This window comes from Echinimonas agarilytica (genome assembly GCF_023703465.1).
GTDB lineage: Bacteria > Pseudomonadota > Gammaproteobacteria > Enterobacterales > Neiellaceae > Echinimonas > Echinimonas agarilytica.
Map to the genome: position 1 here is coordinate 14,786 of NZ_JAMQGP010000009.1, position 23,784 is coordinate 38,569.

Annotated in this window: 19 protein-coding genes, 3 pseudogenes and 1 riboswitch; of the genes and pseudogenes, 9 read left to right on the top strand and 13 right to left on the bottom strand. The window is 45.3% G+C overall.

From position 1 onward, the window contains the following. Position 1 precedes the first annotated feature (1 nt). From NAF29_RS15835 to NAF29_RS15855, 5 genes and pseudogenes are all read right to left on the bottom strand, one after another. Positions 2 to 271: a Txe/YoeB family addiction module toxin gene (locus NAF29_RS15835; protein ID WP_251262607.1), complete on the bottom strand. Its 270-nt coding sequence runs from the start codon at positions 269 to 271 to the stop codon at positions 2 to 4. Then, positions 252 to 524: a type II toxin-antitoxin system Phd/YefM family antitoxin gene (locus tag NAF29_RS15840; RefSeq protein WP_251262608.1), complete on the bottom strand. Its 273-nt coding sequence runs from the start codon at positions 522 to 524 to the stop codon at positions 252 to 254. The genes NAF29_RS15835 and NAF29_RS15840 overlap by 20 nt, the downstream gene beginning before the upstream one ends. A gap of 198 nt (positions 525 to 722) precedes the next feature. Beyond that, positions 723 to 1,612: pseudogene (locus NAF29_RS15845) on the bottom strand (IS4 family transposase). 110 nt (positions 1,613 to 1,722) lie between these two features. Continuing rightward, positions 1,723 to 2,040, bottom strand: coding sequence for a CcdB family protein (locus NAF29_RS15850; protein ID WP_251262609.1), 318 nt, complete (start codon positions 2,038 to 2,040; stop codon positions 1,723 to 1,725). Beyond that, entirely contained in the window at positions 2,040 to 2,285 is a 246-nt protein-coding gene (locus tag NAF29_RS15855) for a type II toxin-antitoxin system CcdA family antitoxin (RefSeq protein ID WP_251262610.1), read from the bottom strand. The genes NAF29_RS15850 and NAF29_RS15855 overlap by 1 nt, the downstream gene beginning before the upstream one ends. A 182-nt stretch (positions 2,286 to 2,467) precedes the next feature. Here NAF29_RS15855 and NAF29_RS15860 point away from each other — a divergent pair. Beyond that, positions 2,468 to 2,581, top strand: a pseudogene (locus tag NAF29_RS15860) (ISAs1 family transposase); the annotation flags it as partial. 176 nt (positions 2,582 to 2,757) lie between these two features. On the opposite strand, the gene NAF29_RS15865 reads toward NAF29_RS15860, so the two are convergent. Next, on the bottom strand, positions 2,758 to 3,414 hold the full coding sequence (locus tag NAF29_RS15865; RefSeq protein WP_251262611.1) for a class I SAM-dependent methyltransferase: 657 nt from the start codon (positions 3,412 to 3,414) through the stop codon (positions 2,758 to 2,760). A gap of 265 nt (positions 3,415 to 3,679) precedes the next feature. Between NAF29_RS15865 and NAF29_RS18350 the strand changes: the two genes are divergently transcribed. Together NAF29_RS18350 and NAF29_RS15870 are read left to right on the top strand one after the other, a co-directional pair. Continuing rightward, positions 3,680 to 3,814, top strand: a complete 135-nt coding sequence (locus NAF29_RS18350; protein ID WP_285817833.1) for a hypothetical protein — start codon at positions 3,680 to 3,682, stop codon at positions 3,812 to 3,814. A gap of 92 nt (positions 3,815 to 3,906) precedes the next feature. Then, positions 3,907 to 4,008 (top strand): annotated as a pseudogene (locus tag NAF29_RS15870) (twin-arginine translocase TatA/TatE family subunit); the annotation flags it as partial. A gap of 223 nt (positions 4,009 to 4,231) precedes the next feature. Here NAF29_RS15870 and NAF29_RS15875 read toward each other — a convergent pair. The 4 genes from NAF29_RS15875 to NAF29_RS15890 form a co-directional block, all read right to left on the bottom strand. Then, the gene (locus tag NAF29_RS15875) at positions 4,232 to 5,800 is read right to left on the bottom strand and encodes a sodium/sugar symporter (RefSeq protein WP_251262612.1); all 1,569 of its coding nucleotides are present in this window, start codon (positions 5,798 to 5,800) and stop codon (positions 4,232 to 4,234) included. A gap of 820 nt (positions 5,801 to 6,620) precedes the next feature. Beyond that, positions 6,621 to 7,616: a LacI family DNA-binding transcriptional regulator gene (locus NAF29_RS15880; RefSeq protein ID WP_251262613.1), complete on the bottom strand. Its 996-nt coding sequence runs from the start codon at positions 7,614 to 7,616 to the stop codon at positions 6,621 to 6,623. Next, positions 7,616 to 8,971, bottom strand: coding sequence for an MFS transporter (locus tag NAF29_RS15885; protein WP_251262614.1), 1,356 nt, complete (start codon positions 8,969 to 8,971; stop codon positions 7,616 to 7,618). The genes NAF29_RS15880 and NAF29_RS15885 overlap by 1 nt, the downstream gene beginning before the upstream one ends. After that, complete coding sequence (locus NAF29_RS15890) at positions 8,968 to 9,972, bottom strand: LacI family DNA-binding transcriptional regulator (RefSeq protein ID WP_251262615.1); 1,005 nt, start codon at positions 9,970 to 9,972, stop codon at positions 8,968 to 8,970. Before NAF29_RS15890 ends, NAF29_RS15885 begins: the two co-directional genes overlap by 4 nt. A 620-nt stretch (positions 9,973 to 10,592) precedes the next feature. Here NAF29_RS15890 and NAF29_RS15895 point away from each other — a divergent pair. Further along, entirely contained in the window at positions 10,593 to 12,149 is a 1,557-nt protein-coding gene (locus NAF29_RS15895; RefSeq protein ID WP_251262616.1) for a sulfatase family protein, read from the top strand. A 190-nt stretch (positions 12,150 to 12,339) separates the two neighbouring features. Continuing rightward, positions 12,340 to 13,464: an aldose epimerase family protein gene (locus NAF29_RS15900; RefSeq protein ID WP_251262617.1), complete on the top strand. Its 1,125-nt coding sequence runs from the start codon at positions 12,340 to 12,342 to the stop codon at positions 13,462 to 13,464. Positions 13,465 to 13,546: 82 nt separating this feature from the next. On the opposite strand, the gene NAF29_RS15905 is transcribed toward NAF29_RS15900, so the two are convergent. The 3 genes from NAF29_RS15905 to pepE all read right to left on the bottom strand — a co-directional run bounded on the left by NAF29_RS15905 (position 13,547) and on the right by pepE (position 19,971). After that, complete coding sequence (locus NAF29_RS15905; protein ID WP_251262618.1) at positions 13,547 to 14,518, bottom strand: RluA family pseudouridine synthase; 972 nt, start codon at positions 14,516 to 14,518, stop codon at positions 13,547 to 13,549. Between the two features lie 158 nt (positions 14,519 to 14,676). Then, positions 14,677 to 18,774 (bottom strand): carbohydrate-binding protein, encoded by a 4,098-nt coding sequence (locus tag NAF29_RS15910; RefSeq protein WP_251262619.1) that lies wholly within the window; start codon positions 18,772 to 18,774, stop codon positions 14,677 to 14,679. A 489-nt stretch (positions 18,775 to 19,263) separates the two neighbouring features. After that, positions 19,264 to 19,971 carry a dipeptidase PepE gene (gene pepE / locus NAF29_RS15915; RefSeq protein WP_251262620.1) on the bottom strand — a complete coding sequence of 236 codons (708 nt, stop codon included), beginning with the start codon at positions 19,969 to 19,971 and terminating at the stop codon, positions 19,264 to 19,266. Positions 19,972 to 20,132: 161 nt separating this feature from the next. On the opposite strand from pepE, the gene htpX reads away from it, so the two are divergent. The 4 genes from htpX to NAF29_RS15935 all read left to right on the top strand — a co-directional run bounded on the left by htpX (position 20,133) and on the right by NAF29_RS15935 (position 23,783). After that, complete coding sequence (gene htpX, locus NAF29_RS15920) at positions 20,133 to 21,011, top strand: protease HtpX (protein ID WP_251262621.1); 879 nt, start codon at positions 20,133 to 20,135, stop codon at positions 21,009 to 21,011. A 144-nt stretch (positions 21,012 to 21,155) separates the two neighbouring features. Beyond that, positions 21,156 to 21,659 (top strand): low molecular weight protein-tyrosine-phosphatase, encoded by a 504-nt coding sequence (locus NAF29_RS15925; RefSeq protein WP_251262622.1) that lies wholly within the window; start codon positions 21,156 to 21,158, stop codon positions 21,657 to 21,659. Between the two features lie 53 nt (positions 21,660 to 21,712). Continuing rightward, positions 21,713 to 21,887: riboswitch (cobalamin riboswitch) on the top strand. Between the two features lie 109 nt (positions 21,888 to 21,996). Continuing rightward, positions 21,997 to 22,791, top strand: coding sequence for an ABC transporter ATP-binding protein (locus NAF29_RS15930; protein WP_251262623.1), 795 nt, complete (start codon positions 21,997 to 21,999; stop codon positions 22,789 to 22,791). Continuing rightward, positions 22,791 to 23,783 carry a FecCD family ABC transporter permease gene (locus NAF29_RS15935; protein ID WP_251262624.1) on the top strand — a complete coding sequence of 331 codons (993 nt, stop codon included), beginning with the start codon at positions 22,791 to 22,793 and terminating at the stop codon, positions 23,781 to 23,783. Before NAF29_RS15930 ends, NAF29_RS15935 begins: the two co-directional genes overlap by 1 nt. Position 23,784: the final 1 nt, after the last annotated feature.

Sequence of the window (23,784 nt, forward strand, 5' to 3'; positions counted from 1 at the left end):
ATCAGTGGTCTTCGTAATGCCCACCAATCGCATAAATATAAATTGATTCGTCGTCAAATTTATAAATTAGTCGGTCTTTTTGCGATATGCGCTTAGACCAAAAGCCTGTGAGATTGTGTCTTAACTGCTCGGGCTTTCCCATCCCTTTACTCGGGTCTTCTCGCAGCATTTCCTTTAATAATTTACAAAGTGCTTTATGTAATTTTTTATCTTTGTCTCGCAGCGCTTCATACATCTCCCAAGTTCTTCCTTCAAATACCAGTGATCTCATTTAACTCCTCACTAGTTGGGGTATATCCAGTTCCTTTGCTATGCGTAACAACTGATTCGGAAATCTGCTTCATTAAGCTGCTGTTTTGTAATACGTATAGGGTTTCTTGTTCTCTCTCCCAGTCGTCTGCGCTTATTACCACAAAATCTTCACCGGCTCTGCGGGTTACTTTTATAGGAGTGTGGTTCGTAACTACTTTTTCTACAAAGGTTTTTAGCTTATCTCTAAACTGATTTACGCTTATAGTATCCATAATTATATGCTCATGTACGGTATTTCCGTACTATTATGATTCTTAAGCCCTAACAAAGCAATCTATCGGACTACCATTGCGTTGTTTTATTGGTGGTTTAACGCTGCGCTACCACAAACAAAACAACTCCATTCACGCTGGTAATAGCGGCGCTGGCATTCCCGTTTGGTGAATTTGCTTGATGTAGTGGCCGATAGCTCACCGTATATCGGCGCTACTGATGGGGTAATCGCGCCATCGTTTTAGAACCTCTCTTCCTAGTCGAATCAAAGATAAAACCCGTCAATGTCGTATCGTGTTGGCCTGAAATTGTGGCGTCCAATTGTGTTCAATCGCTGCCATTTCTAACAATCGCAACGCTCATTCAGCGATCATGGCAATAAGTAATAAAATGTCGAATCGTTTGGGGCAACGGCTGTTGCTGTGGCGCAGCCCTAATCCATACTGAGGACCTTTGATATCCCTGAAGGTTTCTTCAATTTGCATTTGCTGCTATGCCCGTGTTTATCCCCTTTGGGGCGGAATCCCACGTCACCTCGAACACGGCCAAGCCAAAACCAACCTTTGGCTTCAATCGCCCGAAACCAAGGGTTGCGGTAGCTCGCGTCGGTGACAATCAATGGGTCACAATTGGCAGGAAGAATACTCGCTAGCTCATCGATAAATGGATTGTGACTAACCGGCGAGTTGTATTCTGAAAACGCAAATACTCGTTCATAAATCGTCACCGAGCGGCCTTCAAAACTGACCGAAGTTCAAAGCGTTTGATGGCGAATTTGCTCGCGAACATCGGACCAATCGACCAAGATAATCGGCATCGGGTTGGCACCACACAGCAGCCTTGCATGCCAGCGATAAATGGCGAAACGCTCTTGATGAAGCGAGCCATTACCAAGCAATCGGTCAATCCGCTTGATGTTGTGTTTGGCGGCGACGGAGCCAGAGATATTGCGCCCAAGTTCAGTGAGCGATAGCTGTTGTCCATCAAGCAGAGATTGAACGGCCGTCATCAGTGATTTAAGTCGCTTGTTGTGGGCTGAGGGGCATTGATTTTTAAGTAAGTTATGTAAGGTAAGAGTGTCACGCATGGGGCGTAGTTCTTGTTGTTTTTTGGCGAAAGTAATTCGATTAAATCGCCTCGTTCGTGCTTATCCTATTGAAAGAAATCAGTATTATGAGGGGGGCTTAGGGCGAGGCGTTATATGCCAGCAATCAGAAAGTCGATAGCAGCGATAATCTCATTTCTAAAAGCGCTCAATTCATTCACTGGATCACGTAAGATCTTAGTTGGTACACTCGCCATTTGGTGAGTTAGGATCACAAAGTCACCTTCATCAATATGAATTACTGGGCATAGGTGGATAGGGGCTTTATTTTCTAACATTTCCACTGGTGTTAATGGAATCACTAGTCGGGTATTTAACGTATCAAGCATGTTACTTTGAACATCGACAAAGTATGGATAAGCGGTACCAGTGCTTTTATCGTTATTTTGGTATAGTGAAAACTGTGACATTAGAATACTCGGTAAGAATCAGAAAACAGACCGTGACTTTCGGTTAGTTCATTACAAGCGCTGATCGCATCGGCATTTTGCTCTAACCACTCACTCTTACGACGCTGACTCACTTCTTTTTCAAGAGCTTTTTCCATTGTTGCAGAGAGGTTTATGTTTAGGCGCTTAGCTTCAGCGAGTAATTCGCTATTTAAGCTTAAATTTGCCGCCTTTTTGGGTGCTTGCGTATTATATGAGTTTCTCATGATAATCACCTGTGCGTATTCATTGTGCGCATTAATTATAGGCACATAAAAGGCATGTAACCAACAATTTAAGAGTGATTCAGCACCAGGACAAGCGCATGAATGTATTTTTGAGCAAAGCAACACGCTTTGACCTGACCTCCGCGCTGTGATCTGATACTCCCTTTGGGGAGCGCCATACAGTGTACATAGAAGCCTTTCATGAACATTTCAACTCAATTCAAGAGCACCGCCAATCCGCTAAAGTGACCTACCCATTACTGGATGTGCTGTTTGTTAGGCTGTGTGCCGGTATTGGGTATTCCTTGTGATCCCCAACTGCTTCGCAATCCGGCGGGATGCTAAGTCCTTGTTGATGTAAAGCGCGTATGTCCACTAGTTGCTCCTGATTGATCATAATCCGCCGCTTTGACCATGTAACGAACGGATAGTTTGCCTCAAGTGGGTCAGTTTTACATTGGCGCTGACAGCACTATAGCGTTCGTGTGAACTCTAAAATATGGCCTTTAAATTCGCTGTTTAAATAGTCGGTATTGGTAGGCTTAGACGTTGAAAGAACATAGCCAAATTCAATAAGCCGCTTTGCCAGCTTATTCTTTCGGCCTCGGCCCGGATCAACAATGATCACTTCGCACTGAGGTTTTGAATGTGAACCAATAAATTCAGCGAGTAATTCTATGTGTTCATCTTCATACAGTAGATCGCTGCCAATGATTAAATCGAAGCGGCCTAAGCTATCATTATCATCTGCCCACCCGGTTCTTTCAAAAGGGATAGGGCAGTCACCGTTGAGCGTCGTATTCCTATCTAAAAAATGTTGTGTTTCAGGGTGATGATCAGTGGCTGTTATATCAGCTTGTTTTCTATTCAGTAGCAGGCTGCTTAGAGCTGTACCACACCCAACCTCCAAAATGCGCTTGGTGTTCGTGTCGTAATCAAGGATGTGGTGGGCGAGAACCAGACTTGATGGCCATAATATGCCGAAGATGGGCCATGCAGCAGAGGAGATGCCTAGCTTTTCAGCTACCCCTTGGGGATCATAGAATTCTTGATGATTACGTAAGGTGCAGAGGTGTATGTCCGTTTTACCAAACTCGATGGTTTGGTAGCATAAACGCAAATTTGTCATTTGACTGCCTCAAAGATTGAGTGCTCGGCCAGGTATCGAGGATAAATGACAAAACGAAGAGTTATCTAGAGTATAGTGATTCGTTAGGAATACAACGCATTTAACAAGGTGGTGCAATCTACCTCCGGTATTTGTTATTGAGTTGGGTGTTTATGTTTTATTTGAACAGCGGATATGATTCGAGAAAATGTTGAATACTTGCTTATACAGCAACGCCATTGGGAGAGGAATATGGTCATTTAAGCCGTGTTGAGTCCAATATTTTTTGGCAATCCAACACCCTGGAAACTGGCCTTACAGCGCTAATGCAGCTGAAGAAACTCCAGCAGGGATGGATCTTCGCCCGCGTGCTGCTATCGTTGCGATTCGCAAAGCTGACGGCGGCGAACTAGGCGTGTAACACATTCGCTTATCGACGAACAGGCTCTTTATGAGCCTGTTTTTTATATTGATCATGGGGAAATAAACATGGCGGGAATTAGTGTATGACAGTTGCTCATCATCGCAGTTATTGTTGCTTTATTGTTTGGGACTATGCGTTTACGTGGTATGGGAGGTGATTTAGGCTCGACTATCAAAGGCTTTAAACAAGCAAAGTGTTGAGTATGCGCCAAAAGTGAAGGGCGACCAAAGCAAATAGAGTCCATCGAGTCTTTCAATAAACAGCTGTCAGCAACGCGCCTTGATCTGAACTGCACTTGGCAATCCAACACGCAAAACGCTTATGATGCGTGTGGACGTTGCTCACGTTCGACACAAAAAAGGGCCATTTAGGCCCTTCATATAACAAGGTATAAAATCTTGTGTGCAGTTTGGTTTACCACCAAGTTGCATATAAAGCGATTAAGATCACCGTCACGCCAACTGCTGCAATATTAAATCCTTTCGTGGTGCCGAAGCTCACTTCCGCTAAATCAACGCTTTGATTTGTGGTCGCACCTTTTTGCATGAGTGAAACCACCACGCAAAGTGCCAAGCAAAGTAGGAATACCACACCCACTCGATCCATGAACGGTAGTTCTGGCCACATAAACTTAAGGAGTAGCGAGAATGCCGCTGACCCCACTGCTGCGGCCAATGCACCCATTGAAGTTGCTTTAGACCAAAACATGCCCATGACAAAAATAACCACGATACCCGGAGTAAAGAAGCCGGTGAACTCTTGGATATACTGGAATGCTTGGTCGAACTCACCGAGTAACGGTTTAGCGACGATCAATGCAATCACCAGGGATACTAACGAGGCAATACGGCCAATCAAAACATAGTGATTTTGAGATTTTTTGGGCTTGATCTTTGAGTAGATATCCATTGTGAAAATGGTTGAAATACTATTCGTCATCGACGCCAGTGACGAAACGATGGCTGCAATCAAGGCTGCAAAAACAAGACCTTTAATACCTACTGGCATGAGAGACATCATTGACGGGTAAGCTTGATCTGGCGATGACAACTGCGGATACAAAATAACAGCGGCAATACCGGGTAGCACAACAATCAACGGCATTAGAAGTTTGAGATATGCGGCGAAGGCGATACCTTTTTGCGCTTCTTGTATGTTCTTCGCGGCAAGTGCGCGTTGAATGATGTATTGATTGAAGCCCCAGTAACTGAAGTTCATGACCCACATGCCTCCAATCAATACCGAAATACCGGGCAAGCTCATGTAGTGTGCGTTGTCAGGTGACAAGATCATATCGAAGTGGTCGGGAGCATGATCGGTCAGCACGCCAAAGCCGGCGAGAATACCTTGACCGTCTGAGACAGCATCGAGCGCGAGGTAACTCAAGAATAGGCCTCCAAACACCAATAACGTGACTTGAAGTATGTCGGTGTAAGCAACGGCCTTCAAACCGCCATAGAGTGAGTACGCTACTGAAAACACGGCCAAGAACATCATGCCGTATAGCCAATCGACGCCTGCAACGGTTTCAATAGCCAGCCCCCCCAGCCATAACACAGCTGTGAGATTTACAAACACGTATACGGCCAACCAAAACACGGCCAGCGTGGTTTTTACGCGGCTGTCAAATCGCTGTTCAAGATATTGAGGCATTGTATAAATGCCGTTCTTGAGGAAGATAGGCAACATGTACTTACCCACGATCACCAATGTGATAGCCGACATCCACTCGTAAGAGGCAATGGCCAAACCAATGGCGTAACCTGAACCTGACATGCCAATGATTTGTTCGGCAGAGATGTTTGAAGCGATTAATGATGCACCAATGGCCCACCAAGGGAGTGACTTACCGGCAAGAAAGTAGTCTTTTGTATCTTTTGTATGATCTCCCGAGTCTCGGGAAACCCACCAAGCAATAGCGATTAACGCTAGGGTATATATAGCAACAATAGTTAGGTCGATTGTTGCAAGTTTAAATTCCATCACGAACTCCTGCCGTTTTAGGCACCCATTGGGTGGGGTTTGCATATGTGTAAAGTGAGTTTTTATTGCGTCAAAAGAGCCAAGCCTGCTTGCATGTGCCTCTTTTGTTAACTGCATATTGCACAAATGACAAATAAAGGGCAACCGTTTTCATTTGTGTGGTGTTTGTTTCTTGGTGTGGCTCAATTTTTAGTGTGTATTGCCAATCAATACGCGATGATTCACCATCGAATGCTACGTTATTTATGGCGCTAAGTGCTTTCGTTTTTGTTACCTGACAGAGTCTTGCTTTGAACTCAATTCAAATTTACTGATTAAAATACCGGCACCGAAAGTTCGTTAGGTTAGCACTACATAATGAACCGATTAGCCCAGTCAGTGCTAATGATGGTGGCTGGCTTTCCATTCTTCAATGCGTTATGTGTGACGCTAGGTATCACAGCTGTATTTTCCATAAATATAATTAATACATCAGGTTGCATGTTGGTTTGAAGCGTGTAGTTGGCTTGTTAATATCAGTGGGTGATAGCTGGGTGAGTGCACTAGACATAGTTTTTTTTGCGTTTTAAAGCAGTGCTTGCGAGTAGAGGGGGCTTGGTTTGGCGTTTGCTGCTCGGACATAGCGAGATAATGCGAGTTAGGAGCGTGCTTTACTGAGCTACAGAAGTGAATGTTGATGGTGGTTGTAAGCCCGTTTCAATGAGGTTGAATATGTTATTTCAAATACGCATGCAAGATAATTTGGAACTGTTTCCAGATTTTGTTCAGGTGATTGCCGGTCCAATCACCGCAGAGCTGTAATTTCGGTTTGTTTATAAAGTTACAAGCGACAGAATGAACTGCGAAGTACCATGCTTGGATGAAATTTTCTCTGTGATTCTTGCACCTGATTTTTATTGAGCGATAACGCCATTTGTGTGGCTACAATGGCCATGGCCTCTATTGGGTATTTGACCGTGGTGAGTTGGGGCTGGGTAAATTCTGCGATGTTTAAATCATCGTAGCCGATCACCGACACGTCATCGGGAGTGCTCAGCCCTTGTGCTTCTAACATCGACATGGCGCCAATCGCCATTTCATCATTGTGTGCCAGAATAGCCGTAAATGAGTGACCTGATGCCACTAAATCTTGAACCGCACGCCGACCTCCTTGGTACGTTGGCGAGTCAATGATGGTGCAGATATCATGTTCCTCAATACCTTTGGCGATTAGCCATTGCTTACTCATAACAAATCGGCATTGAGCACCGATATCGGCTCTGTTGGAGCAAAAAATTGCATATTTACGATGCCCGTAGTCGAATGCGAATTTGGCTCTGAGCCGCCCACCTTCGGCATCTTCTAACCAAACACATTGACCACTGATTGCTTCAATGTGCCGATTCATCAATACGAAGCCAGGAATCGTTTGTGCGTAGCGAATAAGCTTTTCGTCATCTAGCACTGAACTGTGAACCACCATCGACTGATATCGATGCTCCATCAGTGTTTCAATGGCTTCTTGCTCTCCTTGTTCGTGCGCTTCAGATGAATGAAGCATAATTTGAGCGTTCAACTGGCCTGCTACTTGTTCAATGCCGTGGGCCATCGCGGAAAAGAATGGCTGCTGAATATTGGGCATTACGATACCAACGGCCAATTTCTGGTTGTCGTTAATGGCTTGTGCGTTGGCGTTGGGGGTGTAACCGACTTCTTTGATGATTGCGAGAATCTTCTTTCGGGTTTCTTCTCCAACTTTTGGACCGTTATTGATCACGCGTGACACGCTTGAAGCTGATACGCCAGCGGCCTTTGCAATATCCCTAATTGTTGCCATTAATTACTCTCATAGTTTGTGTTTAGCTGCTCTTCTTTGCTGATCAGCGGATATGCGAAAAGAAGTGCCAAAGATACTAAATTGAACAGTGCTGTGCCGCCAGACAATGCCAAGCGTAAAAGTGTGATGGTGTCATCTGATTGCGCGTGTGCCAAACTTGCATCGAAGCCACATAATTTGAGCAAGATTCCGCTGATAATTAGTGATGCCAAAATGCTCAATAAGGTTGTTTGATTTTGCAAAGCCGCCACTTTACGCTCTGCCGAACGTGCTAGTCGAGCGGAGCTAACGCCTGCAACATCTGACAAAAGCATGGGAACAATAACGACCAGTGATACAAACGATGCTGCGCCCAATAAGGCATCAAATACAAGCCACAGTTGTTGGTTAGGCATGAATATGTACCATTTTCCAATTGAACCTATGAAACTAATGGCGTAAATCGTTTTCAAAATATCGATAGGTTTAAAGTGGTGTAAGAAGACTTTTACCACCGGAACCATTGCGATACTTACCAATGCAAATGAGCTCGATAATACACCTTTCCAGAAAGAGCCTTGTTCAAGATCCTGACTGACATAGTAAACCAATACATAATAATCTAAGCCCGAAAACGCGCTAACAAGACCAATCTTTGCGATTACCAGCAACAATAAAATACACAGTGCTAGTTTTTCAACTGAGTTAAAAGTTACGTGGTGCTGGTGTTGATGAGCTAGACGTTGCGGTACCGGAACATGGTGAGAAAGAAAGTGAATTGCAACCACTAAAAAACCTAAAATAACGATGAGCCCCAAAATGCTACCAATCACTTTCATGCCCAATACTAGTGATCCCCAAAGGCTTAATTGAGCTAATGGAAAAAGCCAGTAGTAGACGAGAGCGCCACTTCGTTCGCAAAAGCCCAGCCACGAGAAAAAAGAGACTTTTTGCGGCACGCTTTGAGCAAATAGGTAGGTTTTTCCTTTGATATAAATGCTTAACAATGCCCCAGAAAAATGAAATACAAGGCTGAGTGCAAACAATAGCCAAAGCATGTGTTCGCTGATGAATGTGGGTAACCACCAAATCAAACTAAAACTGACTCCACATACGACGGCAATACTGCTTAACACCCAATGTTCTGTGGTTGGGTTGCTTGGTAAAAAGTTCAACCAATGTTCGCAACGTTGATGGAGCAGGGCGACGATACCAATGGGCGCTGCCAGCGAAATACTTAAATGGACGGGGTCGTATGCCAAAGTCATTTGAAAAAAAGGAATGGCTAATGCAAACAGTGCCTGATTGACAAAAAAAAGTGCGATGTAGCCTAGCCCAATCGACGTTTTGCCAGTGATATATTCACTGTGAGTCATACTCTGGCAACCGATTGCCGCTGCACAGCATAGGGCTTGTAGCAATAACCATTGGCATTCAGTTGTGATTCGTTGGCTGAAATTAAAGACAACGAAAGGTCGGTTGCTTTTTGGGCCATCACATCAATCGGATACTTAATCGTCGTTAATTTTGGTGAGCAATAGTTCGCAATTAATACGTCATCAAAGCCGATCACTGACATGTCATTCGGTACAGAGTATTTAAGTGACGATAATTGCGCTAACACGCCTGACGCGACCATGTCGTTGTAACACAGTACTGCCGTGTATTGTTTATCGCTTTTTAAAATACGGGTGAGCGCGTGTTGCCCACCTTTAAAATCAGGGCTGGCATGGTAAATGTCTTTTAACGACAAACGTTGCCCAAAACTGTCAAATGCACGTCGCACACCTTTCAGTCGCCTCGAGGAGTCGTGGGCTTTCTGACGCGCCATGACCACAGCGATGCTTTTGTGACCTTTGGTGAGAGCTTGTTTTGCAAGTAGTTCGCCACCAAGCTCGTTATCAAACCAAACACATCGGTGCTTAATCTGTTCTACATACTTATTGATGAGTACAAAGCCAGGATTGTTGTTAGCAAACTGGATTAAGTCGTGGTCGGGTAACACTTTGCTGTTGACCACTAAGGCGGTGCATTGCTGCGCGATTAAACTTTCAATGGCGCTTTTTTCTTTGTTTGCATCTAACGATCCGGTACTGATCAATACTCGATAATTATGCTTCTTGGCTGTGGCTTCAATACTCGCTGCCATTTGTGCAAAAAATGGTTCCGACAACTCCGATATAACAACACCAATGGTTTTCACGTTTTGTCGAACCAAAGCTCGTGCACTTTCGTTCGGCCTAAAATCCAAGGCTTTAATTGCTTGTTCGATTTTGTGTCGAGTGGAGGAACGAACGGAAGCTGAATTGTTCAATACTCGGCTGACGGTGGCAGGGGATACTCCTGCTAATTTAGCGACATCTTTTATGGTTTTCATTGTGTTACCGTGTTGTTGCCATTCTTGAATTAGAGTCGTTGCAACGGAGTCTGGTCAGCGGTGATGTAGATTTCTATCGGCGGCAACATGAATAATGTTAAGTGCTTGAAGAGAAAAGCGCTAATCATATCGAATTTTAAGCTATGCACTTGTGAGCTAGCGTACGCGTACTTAATAACGCTTCCCGGTGAATAGAACATGCCAGCGTCTCTCTAAACCAACTCGTATTTTTGTAAACAGTACAGCATTGTTCTCACATCTAATTGCATCAATAGCGAACCTTAGCTTTTGTCTGAGTCACTTTCAATCATTAACAACTTTTGGTGACCAGGCATAATATGGGGTATGGCTAATAAAACTTTGTTTTAGGGTTCTTTTGAAGCTGCCGAATGTAAGGATTAAACAGTCAGACAAACCTAGTCGACAATGTATAAAACCGCTTATTTGTATGACTTTTTTGGTCCTAGTTTTCCAATAATGACAGGTGTATGAAATTAAAATGAAAACGGTTGCCCTTCATTGGAAATGTTTTATATTAATAAAAGATTTGTAGCACTACTTGTCACCTCTATTGAGTCAGTGGTGGGGGCATCTAATATTTTGAGAGAAAAGAGTCAGCGATGAAAAATTTTAAGCGGCCAGCCTTGTCAGTATGTATTTTATCGTTACTGGTGGGCTGCTCTGGAGCGAGTGAGTATTCAAGTGAACCGTCTGTTAATCAAAGTTCGAAGCCAGCAAAACCTAATATCGTGATTTTTTACGTTGACGATATGGGATATGGCGATTTAAGTAGCTACGGTGCTACTCAGGTAACAACCCCAAACATCGACCAATTGGCAAATGATGGAATTCGTTATACTGACGCTCACAGTCCGGCAGCCACTTGCACGCCTTCTCGGTATTCGTTGCTGACTGGTGAACTTGCTATTCGTAATAATGCCGCTATTTTGCCCGGCGATGCCCCTTTAATTATCAACCCAAGCAAGCCAACATTACCGCGTATGTTGGCATCACAAGGTTACACGACTGGAGTGGTCGGAAAGTGGCATTTGGGCTTGGGCCGAGGTGACGTAAATTGGAACGAAGCTGTGAAGCCTGGACCTTTGGAAATAGGTTTCGACTACAGTTTCTTATTGCCAGCCACAGGCGATCGAGTTCCTACGGTTTATCTTGAGAATCATCACGTTGTAAACCTTGACCCCAGTGACCCGCTTTCTGTGAGCTATGTAGAGCGTATTGGAGATCGCCCTTTAGGAACCGAACGTCCAGATTTGTTGAAACAAAAGGCCGACTTGCAGCACAGTGCCACGATCGTAAATGGCATCAGCCGAATTGGTTGGATGAAAGGTGGAAAATCAGCAGAGTGGGTTGATGAAGATTTCCACACGGTATTCACCGACAAAGCCATCGACTTCATCGACGACAACAAAAACAAGCCGTTTATGTTGTTTTTCCCATTCCATGACATTCATGTGCCACGTTCGCCAAACGCCATGTTTGAAGGCAAAACTGGAATGGGGCCCCGCGGAGATGCAATTTTACAAGTGGATTGGATGACAGGGCGTATTGTTGATGCGCTAGAAGAGAAGGGGTTGCTTGAAAATACGCTGATTATTTTCTCAAGTGACAACGGGCCCGTGTTAGATGACGGTTATGCAGATCAAGCGGTTGAGCTTATTGGCAATCATAAACCAGCTGGCCCATTCGCTGATGGTAAATACAGTGCTCATGAAGGGGGTACACGTGTGCCTATGATCACGTATTACAAAGGCAAGCAGCAAACAGGGATCAGCAATGCGTTAATCTCTCACATCGATCTATATGCGTCACTTGCAGATTTGGTTGGGTATGAATTGAACACTACCGAAGCGATTGACAGTGCAAATGTGTTACCCGCGTTGCTGGATGCCGATGCCGATGCGCGCGATGTTATGGTCGAAGAAGCCTTTACGTTAGCGTTGCGTGAAAATAGCTGGAAATACATTGCGCCATTTGAAGGCTCCACGCCAGGTTGGTTGGCGAATAAAGATGTGCGTGCGGGGCTGATGGCAGAACCACAACTTTACAACTTATCCACCGACATTAAAGAAACAAATAACCTAGCTTCACAATATCCTCAGCGTACCGAGAAAATGGCGGCTCAGTTGCAGAAAATTTTAGACCGTAAGCAACGATAGGAATCAAACACTTCACCGGTTCATGCGATGTGACTGCGGGCTTTGCCCAACACCTCGCTCATAGTTGCACCGCATGTAACCGACCTAAGTAAAAACAGTCAGCCACATGGTTTGTTGTGCGGTTGACAAACGGAACTTGCTTCAAGACATCGACACGATTGTCCATCAAATCTATATAAGCGAAAGCAAAATGAAAAAACTAAAAGTCATTATCAGCAGTGTAGCGATGCTTTTCGCGGCGGGTAGTGCCAATGCCCAGTCGTTAACAGTGACTCAAGAGTCGTTTGGTACGCTCGAAAACGGCACGCCAATTAGTTTGTATAAACTGCAAAATAAAAATGGAATTCAAGCTAATATCACTAATTATGGCGGTATTTTAGTGAACCTAATGACGCCAGACAAAGATGATAAGTTAGGTGATATTGTACTCGGATATGATGATTTAGAAGGGTTTGTGAATGATACAAGCTTTCAAGCACCGCTGATCGGCCGTTTTGGAAACCGTATTGCGAAAGGAAGGTTTGAACTGAATGGTAAGCAATACCAAGTTGCCACGAATAATAAAACCAACCATTTACACGGCGGGGTAAAAGGTTTTGGTAAACAAGTATGGCATGCCAAACCATTTTCAACGCCAGAATCTGTAGGTGTTGCACTATCTCGCTTATCGCACGATGGTGAGGAAGGTTATCCTGGAAATTTGAATGTATCAGCGGTGTATGAGTTATATAATGACAATCGTCTGACACTCACGTTCTCTGCAACGACAGATGCCAGCACGCCTGTAAATTTAACGCAGCATGCGTATTACAATTTGAATTCAACGGGATCGATTCTTGATCATGAGTTGACCATTCCTGCATCTCAATTTACCGCGGTAGACAGCACATCGATTCCTTTAGGTGCGCATCAAAAGGTTAAAAACACGCCGTTTGATTTCACTAAAGCGAAGAAAATTGGTCAAGATATTAATCAAAAGAATCAACAGTTGGGATATGGCAAAGGCTACGATCATAACTGGGTGCTAGACAAGCCATATGGAAAAATGGGATTGGCGGTGCGGGTTGAATCTAAAAGCAGTGGTCGGGTGATGGAAATTTACTCAGACCAACCCGGCCTGCAATTTTATTCAGGTAACTTCTTAGATGGCTCAACAGAAGGCAAAGATGGGCGTAAATATCAACACCGAACGGCGATTGTATTGGAGCCACAACACTTTCCAGATTCACCTAATCAGCCCACGTATCCATCGACGATATTAGAGCCAGGTGAAACGTATAAGAATGTGATCGAATACCGCTTTTCAGTACGTTAATACGGGTTTGATAATGCGATTGGGTAAGGCTCTATGCCTTGCCCGTTTGACGTATTTATATCCACATTTTTCACCCGTTTAATTATACCGTATGGTCCTGCGCGTGAGAGAGTTCCAACCCAGCGGTGCGACAGAATCGTCGCCATTCATCCGGAAAATGATGATTGGTAATACCGTGTGTGGTGCCGTTGATATCAAGTGTCACTTGGTGTGCGAACAATAGATGATGCGATGTTTTGAGCATTGCTCTGTCATCATCGGTTATCTCATCTGATAAGCGCTTTAGAAAGAATTGTCCGTTATGCGCATAAATTTTGTCCCCCACGATTGGGTGGCCTAAATGTGCTAGGTGGGCTCTGAGTTGGTGTTTTCGTCCCGTGAGTAACTCGCACTCTATCAGCGAATAGCCTTGAACGCGGTGAATCACACGAAAGCGAGAGTGACTATACTTCCCCCGCTCACCGGCATCACAAACGTGCATTTGGCAACGAATGGGCGTATCTTTTCGAACCGCTAGGTCGCATTCTAATTCGCGTTGTTGCCACTCAGGTTCACCATGAACAACAGCTTGATAGACCTTTGCTTGCATGAGTTGCTTGAGTTTTGGTTGCCAGTGGGCTGCGGCATTTGCGGTCGTTGCTAACAAAATAATGCCACTTGTCTCACGGTCTAACCGGTGTAGCAGATGTGCGTCTGGATATCCGCCATCGCGGGTTACAAGCTGGATCAAATTGTTGTAGATATTGCGAGTGGTTCTACTGACCGCAAGTGTTGCAGGTTTGTGCACAACGAGTATGTCGTTGTGTTGTTCAAGTACACACCAGTGGGTGTCTACGGTGTCTTCCTCATAGTTTGAAATACAAAAAGACAAGACATCAAATTGATTTAAAGTTGGGTTGTCATGAGCAGGGATCCCGTTCACAAGTACTGAATCTTGCGCGATAAATGCACGCCATATGGAGGGCTGTAAAAACGGAAAAAGTTGACGTAAATAATCATACAAAGCGACGTCTTGCCCCTTTGCTGAAACCGTTTCTGTAAAATGTGCGTTCATCGATACCTCTGCTTTCAAAGCTCAGTGTACCCGATCTTTATAGGCTTGAGGCGGCAGAACTAGGCCAAGTGTCTATTTCGACGTCAATTTGCCGGAAACATAAAAAAATGCTGCCCGGAGGCAGCATTTTGGATGTGATAATTCATCTGTGATTGAAATTATCGGTTGGGTGCGGTGCTGTAGTCCCATACCACTAAGTTTGCGACGGTAAGATCTCCATTGTGTTGGAAATCCACTTCGATCGTATTGTTCGTGCTGAGCACGCTTGTGGGGACAGGAATTTCCAATGTACCGAAGAAGCGGTTTGCATTTGAGATCGCAGGCCCTCGCCAGTCGATAGGTGCTTCAACTTGGATTCCATTGATGGTTAATGACTTGAGAGTCAAGAAACCGCCGGGCTTGTCATCTGCGTCAGAAAATAACGACACAGTCAAACGCAGCATGGCTTCAGCCGCACCTGAAGGTACGTTCACATTATTGACTTCAAGCGTTTGGGCTCCGCCGGTCACTGAAATACGATGAGGCACAGTACCTCCGCTGACGCTTTCACCAAAGTATTTAACTTCAGTCGAAGTCTCATTAATCGCAACATTTGAACTGAGGCTATATCGCAATACGACGGTTGCATCAGCGGCAAGTGTGAGCGAGCTTGGCGCTTGTTTCATATGGTGGCGCTCTAGGAGTGTTTCCTCAACACCTTCGAACCGCATTTGACGCATTTCAACGTTGGTAATGTTAGCGCCGCTTAACCCGAATACGTCGAGGTTAATCGTTGTGTCGTAGTTCTCGAGGTTATTGAGAATAACGAATACTTCATCACCGTCAACATATGAGTCTACTTGAACGTCTGCATCGGTTGAAATTGAATCAACACGCGTCCCATCTACGCCGGCCCAAAGTTCAAAGAACTTAATGTAAGACGACCATTGCCAGTCATCGTTATTTAAGCTTGATTCGAACATCATTGAGTAATGATAAGGCGTTGTACAATTAACGGTTGCGTCATAAGCACAGCCGCCAGGCAAGTATCCCCAGATTGGTTTGGCTGGCGTGAACGGCATTGATTTGACAACATAGTCAGGGCGTTCTAGGAATTGCATTAACATAGAGTTGAAAGCCTTGAGGTTTGCAATATCATAGCGTTCTTCGTGAGCGCGAGTATCCCAAGCACCTTGAACTGCCCCGTACTCTGATAGCACAATCGGTTTACGGTTTTGTAAGCCGCCTCTATTGACGTCATCCCATTCCATCATGTCGAGCATGCCTTGAACATGGCTACCACGACGCACGCGCGTTGGTTGGCCTTGTTCGGCACCCGGCCAGTCGTATATGTGCACGGCATAGAAGTCCATGTTGTCGCCAGCTGCCGCCATGAATCCGCGCCACATAACATCCCACTGGTACCATTCATCTGCACGCGTATCATCGACCGTTGTTGCCATTGCATTGCGGTAGAACTCACGGGCTTCGGCCTGTAATACGGCATCAGGGTTGATGATCCATTGATCGTAAGCTGAATCGCTCAAGCGAGATAAGCCATCGGGAGAATGAAAGTCGTGTTGTCCCCATGTCATGCCACCAATCAGTGGCGCTTCAGAGCCGAGATGGTCTCGAATCGATTGCGCGACTAAGTTGTGGTATTCCCAAATTGCTTCTTGGTTGGTGACCATGAATTGCCCAGTTTTCATTTTCATGTCGGGTTCATTGATCACTTCCCAATATTTCGGCATGGGTTCGCCGACATGGCCATTATTTGAATTGGCATAGTAATGCTCTAAGTATTGGCCCATCCAAGCTGCGGATGTCTCAATGTTTTTGGGTTGCCAGCCAGTTGACGTCATGCCATTGGCGTTCCAGTTGAGTGTTGGGTAAGTGGGGTGTGGGTTGGTACCGGCAATGAGTTCTGTTGAAGACTCATCAAAACGAGTATATAGCTCAGTATTCGCATAAGCCTCGCGCAACACTTTACCGCGATCTTCCATCCAATTTAGATCTGGCCAGTTTGGTTTGTTGGGGTCTTCTGCTGTTTCTGCAAATTTCCAAGTCGCAGACCCGTTGTCACGTCCTAAGTGAACATCAAGGGTATTAAGCACGTAGTTCAAACGGTCAGTGTGACCTATCCAGTCACGTTCATGAATTGCGCTATGCATTGTAATGTGTCGGCTACGACCAAAATCCGACACGCCGTTAACGCTGTGTTTCATGTTGGCATTCACAACCACATCCACGGAGTGAATATTGTTTGCTTGAGCCGCAGAGCACCCTTTGGCGTTTGCAAATGCACCCAAGGGTGTTGAGCCACAGATATCTGCGCTGTTTTGTACCCCGTCATTATCTGAATCGGCAGTGACAGTACACCCATTGGACGACACATTTTCGCCGTAGGGGGTGTCGCACTGATCGAGATCGTTGATAACACCGTCAAAGTCATCATCATCACCCCCACTGCTTTTACAGCCTAGGGTGTCTACAAATGAACCTACAGGTGTATTGGCACATTGGTCTATTTTGTCGTTGATACCGTCTTCATCGGTATCGAGTTGCGATGGTGCACAGCCAACCGAGTTAACATTTTCGTCGCTCGGAGAGCTTGGACATTGGTCGTTGATGTCGGAAACTCCGTCTGAATCTCCGTCAATGTTAAGGTCCGCATTACCCAAACGCGTAAAACTAATGTTGTCGATATTGAATTGGAAGTCCGCCGAGCCTGCACCGTAGATACGAATGGTGTTGTTGCCGGAGAATATATTGAATTGGCCACTGCCTTGTTGCGTGTAGAAACTATCCCAGTCACCACCTTGGCTTGTGATTGGGGTAATGTTCTTGAGCGCCAAAGTTCCAGTATGATCGGTGATCATGAGCCCCGCAGCAACATTTTCAGTGACGCCTGTTGCTACACGGTAAGCTACTGAATACAAGCCATCTTGGGGCAGATCTACGTAGAATTCTAAGTAGTCACCACTGTTGAAGTAATTCACAGCTGTACCGTTATCAATGGAATAGACTTCGACTTCTCCGCCATTTGCTTGATAGGCTTCCGCTTCGAGTACAAAGCTCCCTTCCACCGGCGAACCACCGCCAGTATCACCGCCAGTATCACCACCCGTGTCACCGCCCGTGTCTCCACCGGTATCACCGCCCGTATCACCACCCGTGTCACCGCCCGTGTCACCACCGGTATCACCGCCCGTGTCACCACCGGTATCACCGCCCGTGTCACCACCGGTATCACCGCCCGTGTCACCGCCCGTGTCACCACCTGTGTCACCACCTGTGTCACCACCGGTATCACCGCCAGGGATATCACCCGTGTACGTTAATTCAAACGATTCCAAATTCCATTGCCAGTCGTTCGAACCTGCACCGAGCACTCTAATGATGTGTGTGCCTGCTGATAGTTCCAAGCTTGAAGAAGCCACTAATGATGAAAAGTTATCCCAGCCTGTCGCAGGTACATTGGTTTTGCCTTGGCTTTGCCAAATACCATTGACGTCAACTAAAAGTTCTATTTCGGAACCCGACGTGACAGACGTACCAATATTGTAAATGACCTGATAGGTACCATCTTGTGGGATGGACACCTGGTAATCCGCTGAGTCACCGCGGTTAACATAATTAATAGCGGATTCGCCATTGACGTTATAAGTGCTAATAACATTGCTTTGCCCATCGGCGTATGAGCCGGAAATTGAAATATAGCTTTCAGCTTCCACTGTAATCGAGGAGGGTGGATCAACTGGGGTTGATGAGTCGACTAAGTTCAGATTAAAAGCATCCATATTCCATTGCCAGTCATTAGCTCCGGATGCATATATACGAACGCGGTTAGTACCGGCCGAAAGCTGGACTGTGTGGTTCGAGTCTAGGGTTTCAAAATTGTCCCAGCCGCCAGTGGGCACTTGAATCTTTCCCTGAGATAACCATGAATTTCCAGACATCACAAGAAATTCAACTTCAGCGCCATTGGGAACTGCTGTACCTATTAGATACTCTAGAGAATAAGTTCCTGTATCCGATACATTTAAATCGTATTCGACATAGTCACCTCGGTTAACGTAATTAATCGCGGTGACACCGCTTGTGTTGTAGACACTCACGCGATTCGGTTGGCCATCTGCATAAGAACCGCCTTGAACGACAAAATTTTCTGCTTCAATGCGAAGTGATTCTGAGTGTGCCGCAGAACTGATACTCATCCAGAATAGCGACGACAGCACTATTTGAGCAGGTTTGCTTAGTATAAATCTGTGATTCATTTTAACTCCGTGTATGTTGACAATTAATCATTGAGTTGCAATGTAACCCTCGTTGCGAGTTAGCCCCCGAGAACAAAATATTGTGTAAATACTCAGTTCATCACTCTTCATATTTATTTTTATTGAGAGGTGTTACAGCCACGAAAATATAAATTGTGGCAGGAATTAAAATAGTTAGATTGATCTCGATATAACATTAATTGTTAACAATAGTTCTGAATTGTGATCCGTGGAGAAATAATGAAATAGTTTGTGAAAAAAAATGAAAATGTGCTTTTGTATTGTAATTTATTGATATAAAAGGTGGTTGGTGATCGCGGATGTTAAAGTCATTTTTACAATAATGTACATTCTTAATTCATTAGTAGTTGTTACTCCAAATTAGTTTGTTTAGAGTTCTAATTCTATTTTTTCAACATTTTAAATGTATAACAGACTTTTTTGATAAAGAGAGGAGGAGTATGGAGGACGTCCTTGTCCTTTAATATATTAAAGATCGAATGGGCGATAACTTTCAATTTCAGTTTTTATTCCACCAGCTGTAATCCAAAAGCTTTTGGGATCTCCTATCACCTGAGCTTTATCGCCATCAATACGCAATGCATTGCCTTCTGGCATTGCTAACACTTTTTGTGACGGTGTTAATGCAAGATATTCAGTTAAACGTTGAAGGCGTGTTTCACCGTTATGGTCACTTTGTGTCCATTCAGTGTAATGCGGGTTGAGTTGAAACGGCACTAACCCTAACGAGGTCAGTGAAGGGGGTTGGATAATCGGCATATCATTCGTTGTACAAATGGTCGGGCCGGCAACATTCGACCCAGCGCTCCAACCTACGTATGGCATACCTTCGGCAACTCGAATGCGAATGGGCTCTAACAATTGAAGTGCGTAAAGACGTTCGAGTAGTCTAAAGGTGTTGCCGCCGCCAACAAAGATAGCGTCGGCGTCAAATACGGCTTGATCGGGTTTGTCGAATTCATGAATTCCTTGAACTTCGATACCAAGCGGTGAGAGGGCGCGTTGCACCATGTGCGAGTATTCGCGATTGTTGATGGTGACACCCGCATAGGGAACAAATAGAATTTTACGGCAGTCAGCGTCGATCAGCTGTTCTATCATTGGCAGTGCGTGGGCTAAATAGGCCGAGTTGCCTGTGCGAGAGGCGCTTAGAAGAAGTGTGCGTTGTGTGTTCATCTTAAGTTCAGAAACGGATGGCAAAGTGGAATACTACCAGAGTGAGTGAACGAGCTCGATAGACAAAAATCATAAGTTGCAGCTGACAATACTTGATTTCGATCAACTCGCCCTGATATTAGGTATCGGTGTTGCCATTTTTAAGCATTCAAGAGGAAGTCATGAAGCGTATCGCATTATTTTTGCTCACTAACATTGCCGTGATGGTGGTGTTCAGTATTGTTTTGAACATATTATTTGCTGTGTTTGGGATTCAAGATACTCGCGGAATTGCCGGTATGGCTATGATTGCTGGGGTCTTTGGCTTCGGTGGGGCATTTGTGAGCCTATACATGTCGAAGTGGATGGCTAAACGTTCAACTGGCGCACATGTGATTGAAACGCCTCAAAACGAGGCTGAACGTTGGCTAGTCGAGACGGTAGAGCGTCAGGCACGTACGGCCGGCATAGCCATGCCAGAAGTCGCAATTTACGACTCGCCTGACATGAATGCTTTTGCCACAGGCCCAAGTAAAAACAATTCGCTGGTTGCTGTGTCTACCGGGCTTCTCACTTCTATGAGTAAAGATGAAGTTGAAGCGGTTTTAGGCCATGAAGTGAGTCACGTGGCCAACGGCGATATGGTGACCATGACGTTGATTCAAGGGATTGTGAACACCTTCGTGATCTTCCTTGCTCGTTTAATCGCTCAAGCAATTAGTAGCGCAGTATCGCGTAATAGTGACGATGGCCAAGGCCTTGGATGGTTGGCCTATACCGGTACGGTAGTGGTGTTGGAAATTGTATTCGGTTTGCTCGCAAGCGTGATCGTAATGTGGTTCTCGCGTAAGCGTGAATATATTGCTGATGCCGGGGGAGCCTATCTCACTAGCCCACAAAGTATGGCCAATGCATTGCGTCGTTTGAGCCAAAGCCATGAACCACAAATGGAAGGGCAACTCGCAGCTTTTGGCATTAATGGTAAATCAGCAATGGCAGAATTGTTCATGAGCCATCCGCCTATTGAAAAGCGCATCGCAGCACTTGAGGCCCAGCGTTAATCCCCAATCAAATTGGTGTTTTGAGAAAGCCTCCTATGGGGAGGCTTTTTTAATGCCGTTGAATCACTTGCAGTTCTTGCTCGCATCACATAATTTGTTAGCCGTTAACGTTGCTTTACTTCCTAACGGGTGGATTTATAACTCATGCAAGCTCAACCTACTTCTCAGATCAGGTCCGTTCTCATGGTGTGTATGGGCAATATTTGTCGTTCGCCTACCGCTGAAGCTGTGTTTCGACAAATGGCTCAAGCTCATGGTCTATCTGTGCATATCGATAGTGCTGGTACCATTGGCCATCACTCTGGCGCTAAACCTGATCCGCGTTCAGTGAAAGTGGGGCAAGGCCGTGGCTATGATTTTGGCCATATCTGTTCGCGTAAAGTTGTGCCAGATGACTTTTACAAGTTTGATCTTATTTTGGCCATGGACCAAGCCAACTTCGATGACTTAATTGACACATGCCCGGAAAAACAACTCGCCCATAAAGTACGCCTAATGCTCGAATTTTCGTCGCAGTCGGAACATTCGGAAGTGCCAGACCCATACTATGGCGGTGCCCGTGGCTTTGATTTGGTGTTGGATTTAATTGAAGATGCAAGCCAAGGGCTTGTGACCCATATTACTGAATCTTATCCCAGCCAAGGATAACGCAAAAGTTGTGTTGCACTTGGCTAATTCTTGAAGCAATTTGTTAACTCCTGTATAACAGCGTCAAAATCGGTGCTCGCAAGAGCTTAAAGGGGAATACGGTGTAAGTCCGTAACTGTTCCCGCAACTGTAAATCGAGCTAATATCTAACGCCACTGGGTTTTCTGGGAAGGCAGGTATTGGGTGATCTCGATGAGTCAGGAGACCTGCCGTTTTTATAACTGATTTTAATGTACCCAAGCGGGAATACTTGGCATGCATCATTCGGATTCATTGCGGCAGTTTCCCGCCTGCAAATCCAATGTGTGTGCTATGAAATACCGACTAAGGATTCGTAGTGACACACCATACATCGCCCCCATTCATTAATGTGCAACAGCTGCAATGGAAAGCAGGGCAGCGAGCCATTCTTGATGATGTAACGTTCGCGCTTCCTAAAGGTCGATTTATTGGATTGATTGGCCCAAACGGTGCTGGAAAAACCTCATTGCTGCGCTGCTTAACTCGCTTCTATCAACCCGGCCAAGGCTGCATTGAACTGGATGCAAAACCGTTGCAGTATTGGACTCGAACGCAGTTGGCTCAACGAGTTGCTCTGGTGGCACAACACACAAATGCCGCCATGAACCTTTCGGTCTTTGAATTAGTGCGTATGGGGCTGACCCCTTATAAAACGGCTTTTGAGAGCGATACGAGTGCCGATCTAGAATGTATTTCTGGTTGTCTAGACAAGATGGGGGTGCTGGATAAGTCCTCGCAGCAAATTAACACATTATCTGGTGGTGAATTACAGCGTGTGCTTATTGCTAAGGCGCTGGTGCAATCCCCTGAACTGATGCTGCTGGATGAACCAACCAATCATCTCGACATGTGTTATGCACACGATGTGATGGCGCTTGTACGCCAACTTGATATGACGGTTCTTGCAAGCATCCACGATGTTAATTTAGCGGCCCAATATTGCGACTATTTAGTGTTTGTCAAGGCAGGCACCTGCATCCATTTTGGCCCCACTTCGGAGGTCTTCAATGCAGCAAATTTGAGTGAATTGTTTGACCGGCCTTGTCGTGTTGACGAACACCCTTATCACCGGCAACTTTGGATGAACTTTATCGCTCAGGGAGCACAGTGATGAAGGGTATTTCAATCACAATATTAGTGCTAGTGAGCGTTGTAAGTATTGTGCTGAGTTTAAATTTTGGTGCTGCGAATATCGATGTATGGCAAACAACCATGTGTCATTTGCAATCAAATGACTGTGCGCCCAGCGCATTTGCAAACACGATTGTGTTCGATATTCGTTTACCGCGAGTTATTACGGGCTTTGCGGTAGGAGCTGGGTTGACGTTAGCCGGAAATATTCTTCAAGGTGTCACCCGAAATCCATTAGCTGATCCATATCTGTTTGGCATTGTTTCAGGTGCCGGTTTAGGAGCCGTATTAGGCGGGATTGTGGCAAGCGCCACAGGTATTCAAGTGCCTTTGACCGTGCTGGCATTCGTAGGCGCGTTGGGCGCGGTGTTTATTGTGGTGACCGTGAGTGCGAAGCATCATTGGCAGCGTATCGATCAAGTGCTATTGGCTGGTGTCGCAGTGTCTTTCTTATGCACTGCAGTGACTAGTTTGTTGCTATATCTTGATAGTCCCCATGCCGCAAACCGTGTGATTTTTTGGTTGATGGGAAGCCTTGCGAATGCAGACTGGCAAGCCGTGAGTCTTATTGTGCCAGTGGTATTAGCCGGGGCGTTTGTCGTGCAAGGGTTAACCCGACAACTGGATGCTTTGCAGCTGTCAGACGACGCTATTCATGCGCTCGGTATATCCATTAGTAAACTAAGGATGATGTTAATGTTACTGGTCGCGTCTATGAGCGCAGTCATCGTAGCATTTTGCGGTGGTATTGGCTTTGTTGGCTTAATGGTGCCCCATATTGTGCGTCAGCTGTTTGGTTATCGCAATTCTGTGTCAAACGTCGCTTGCGTGTTTGCTGGCGGTACATTCCTCGTTTGGGTTGACGTGGTCGCGCGGTCTATCTTGCCCAATCAAGAGATCCCCATTGGTATTATTACAGCAGCAATTGGAAGCGTGTTTTTCATTGTTCTAATGAGTCGTAGGAGCGCATGAT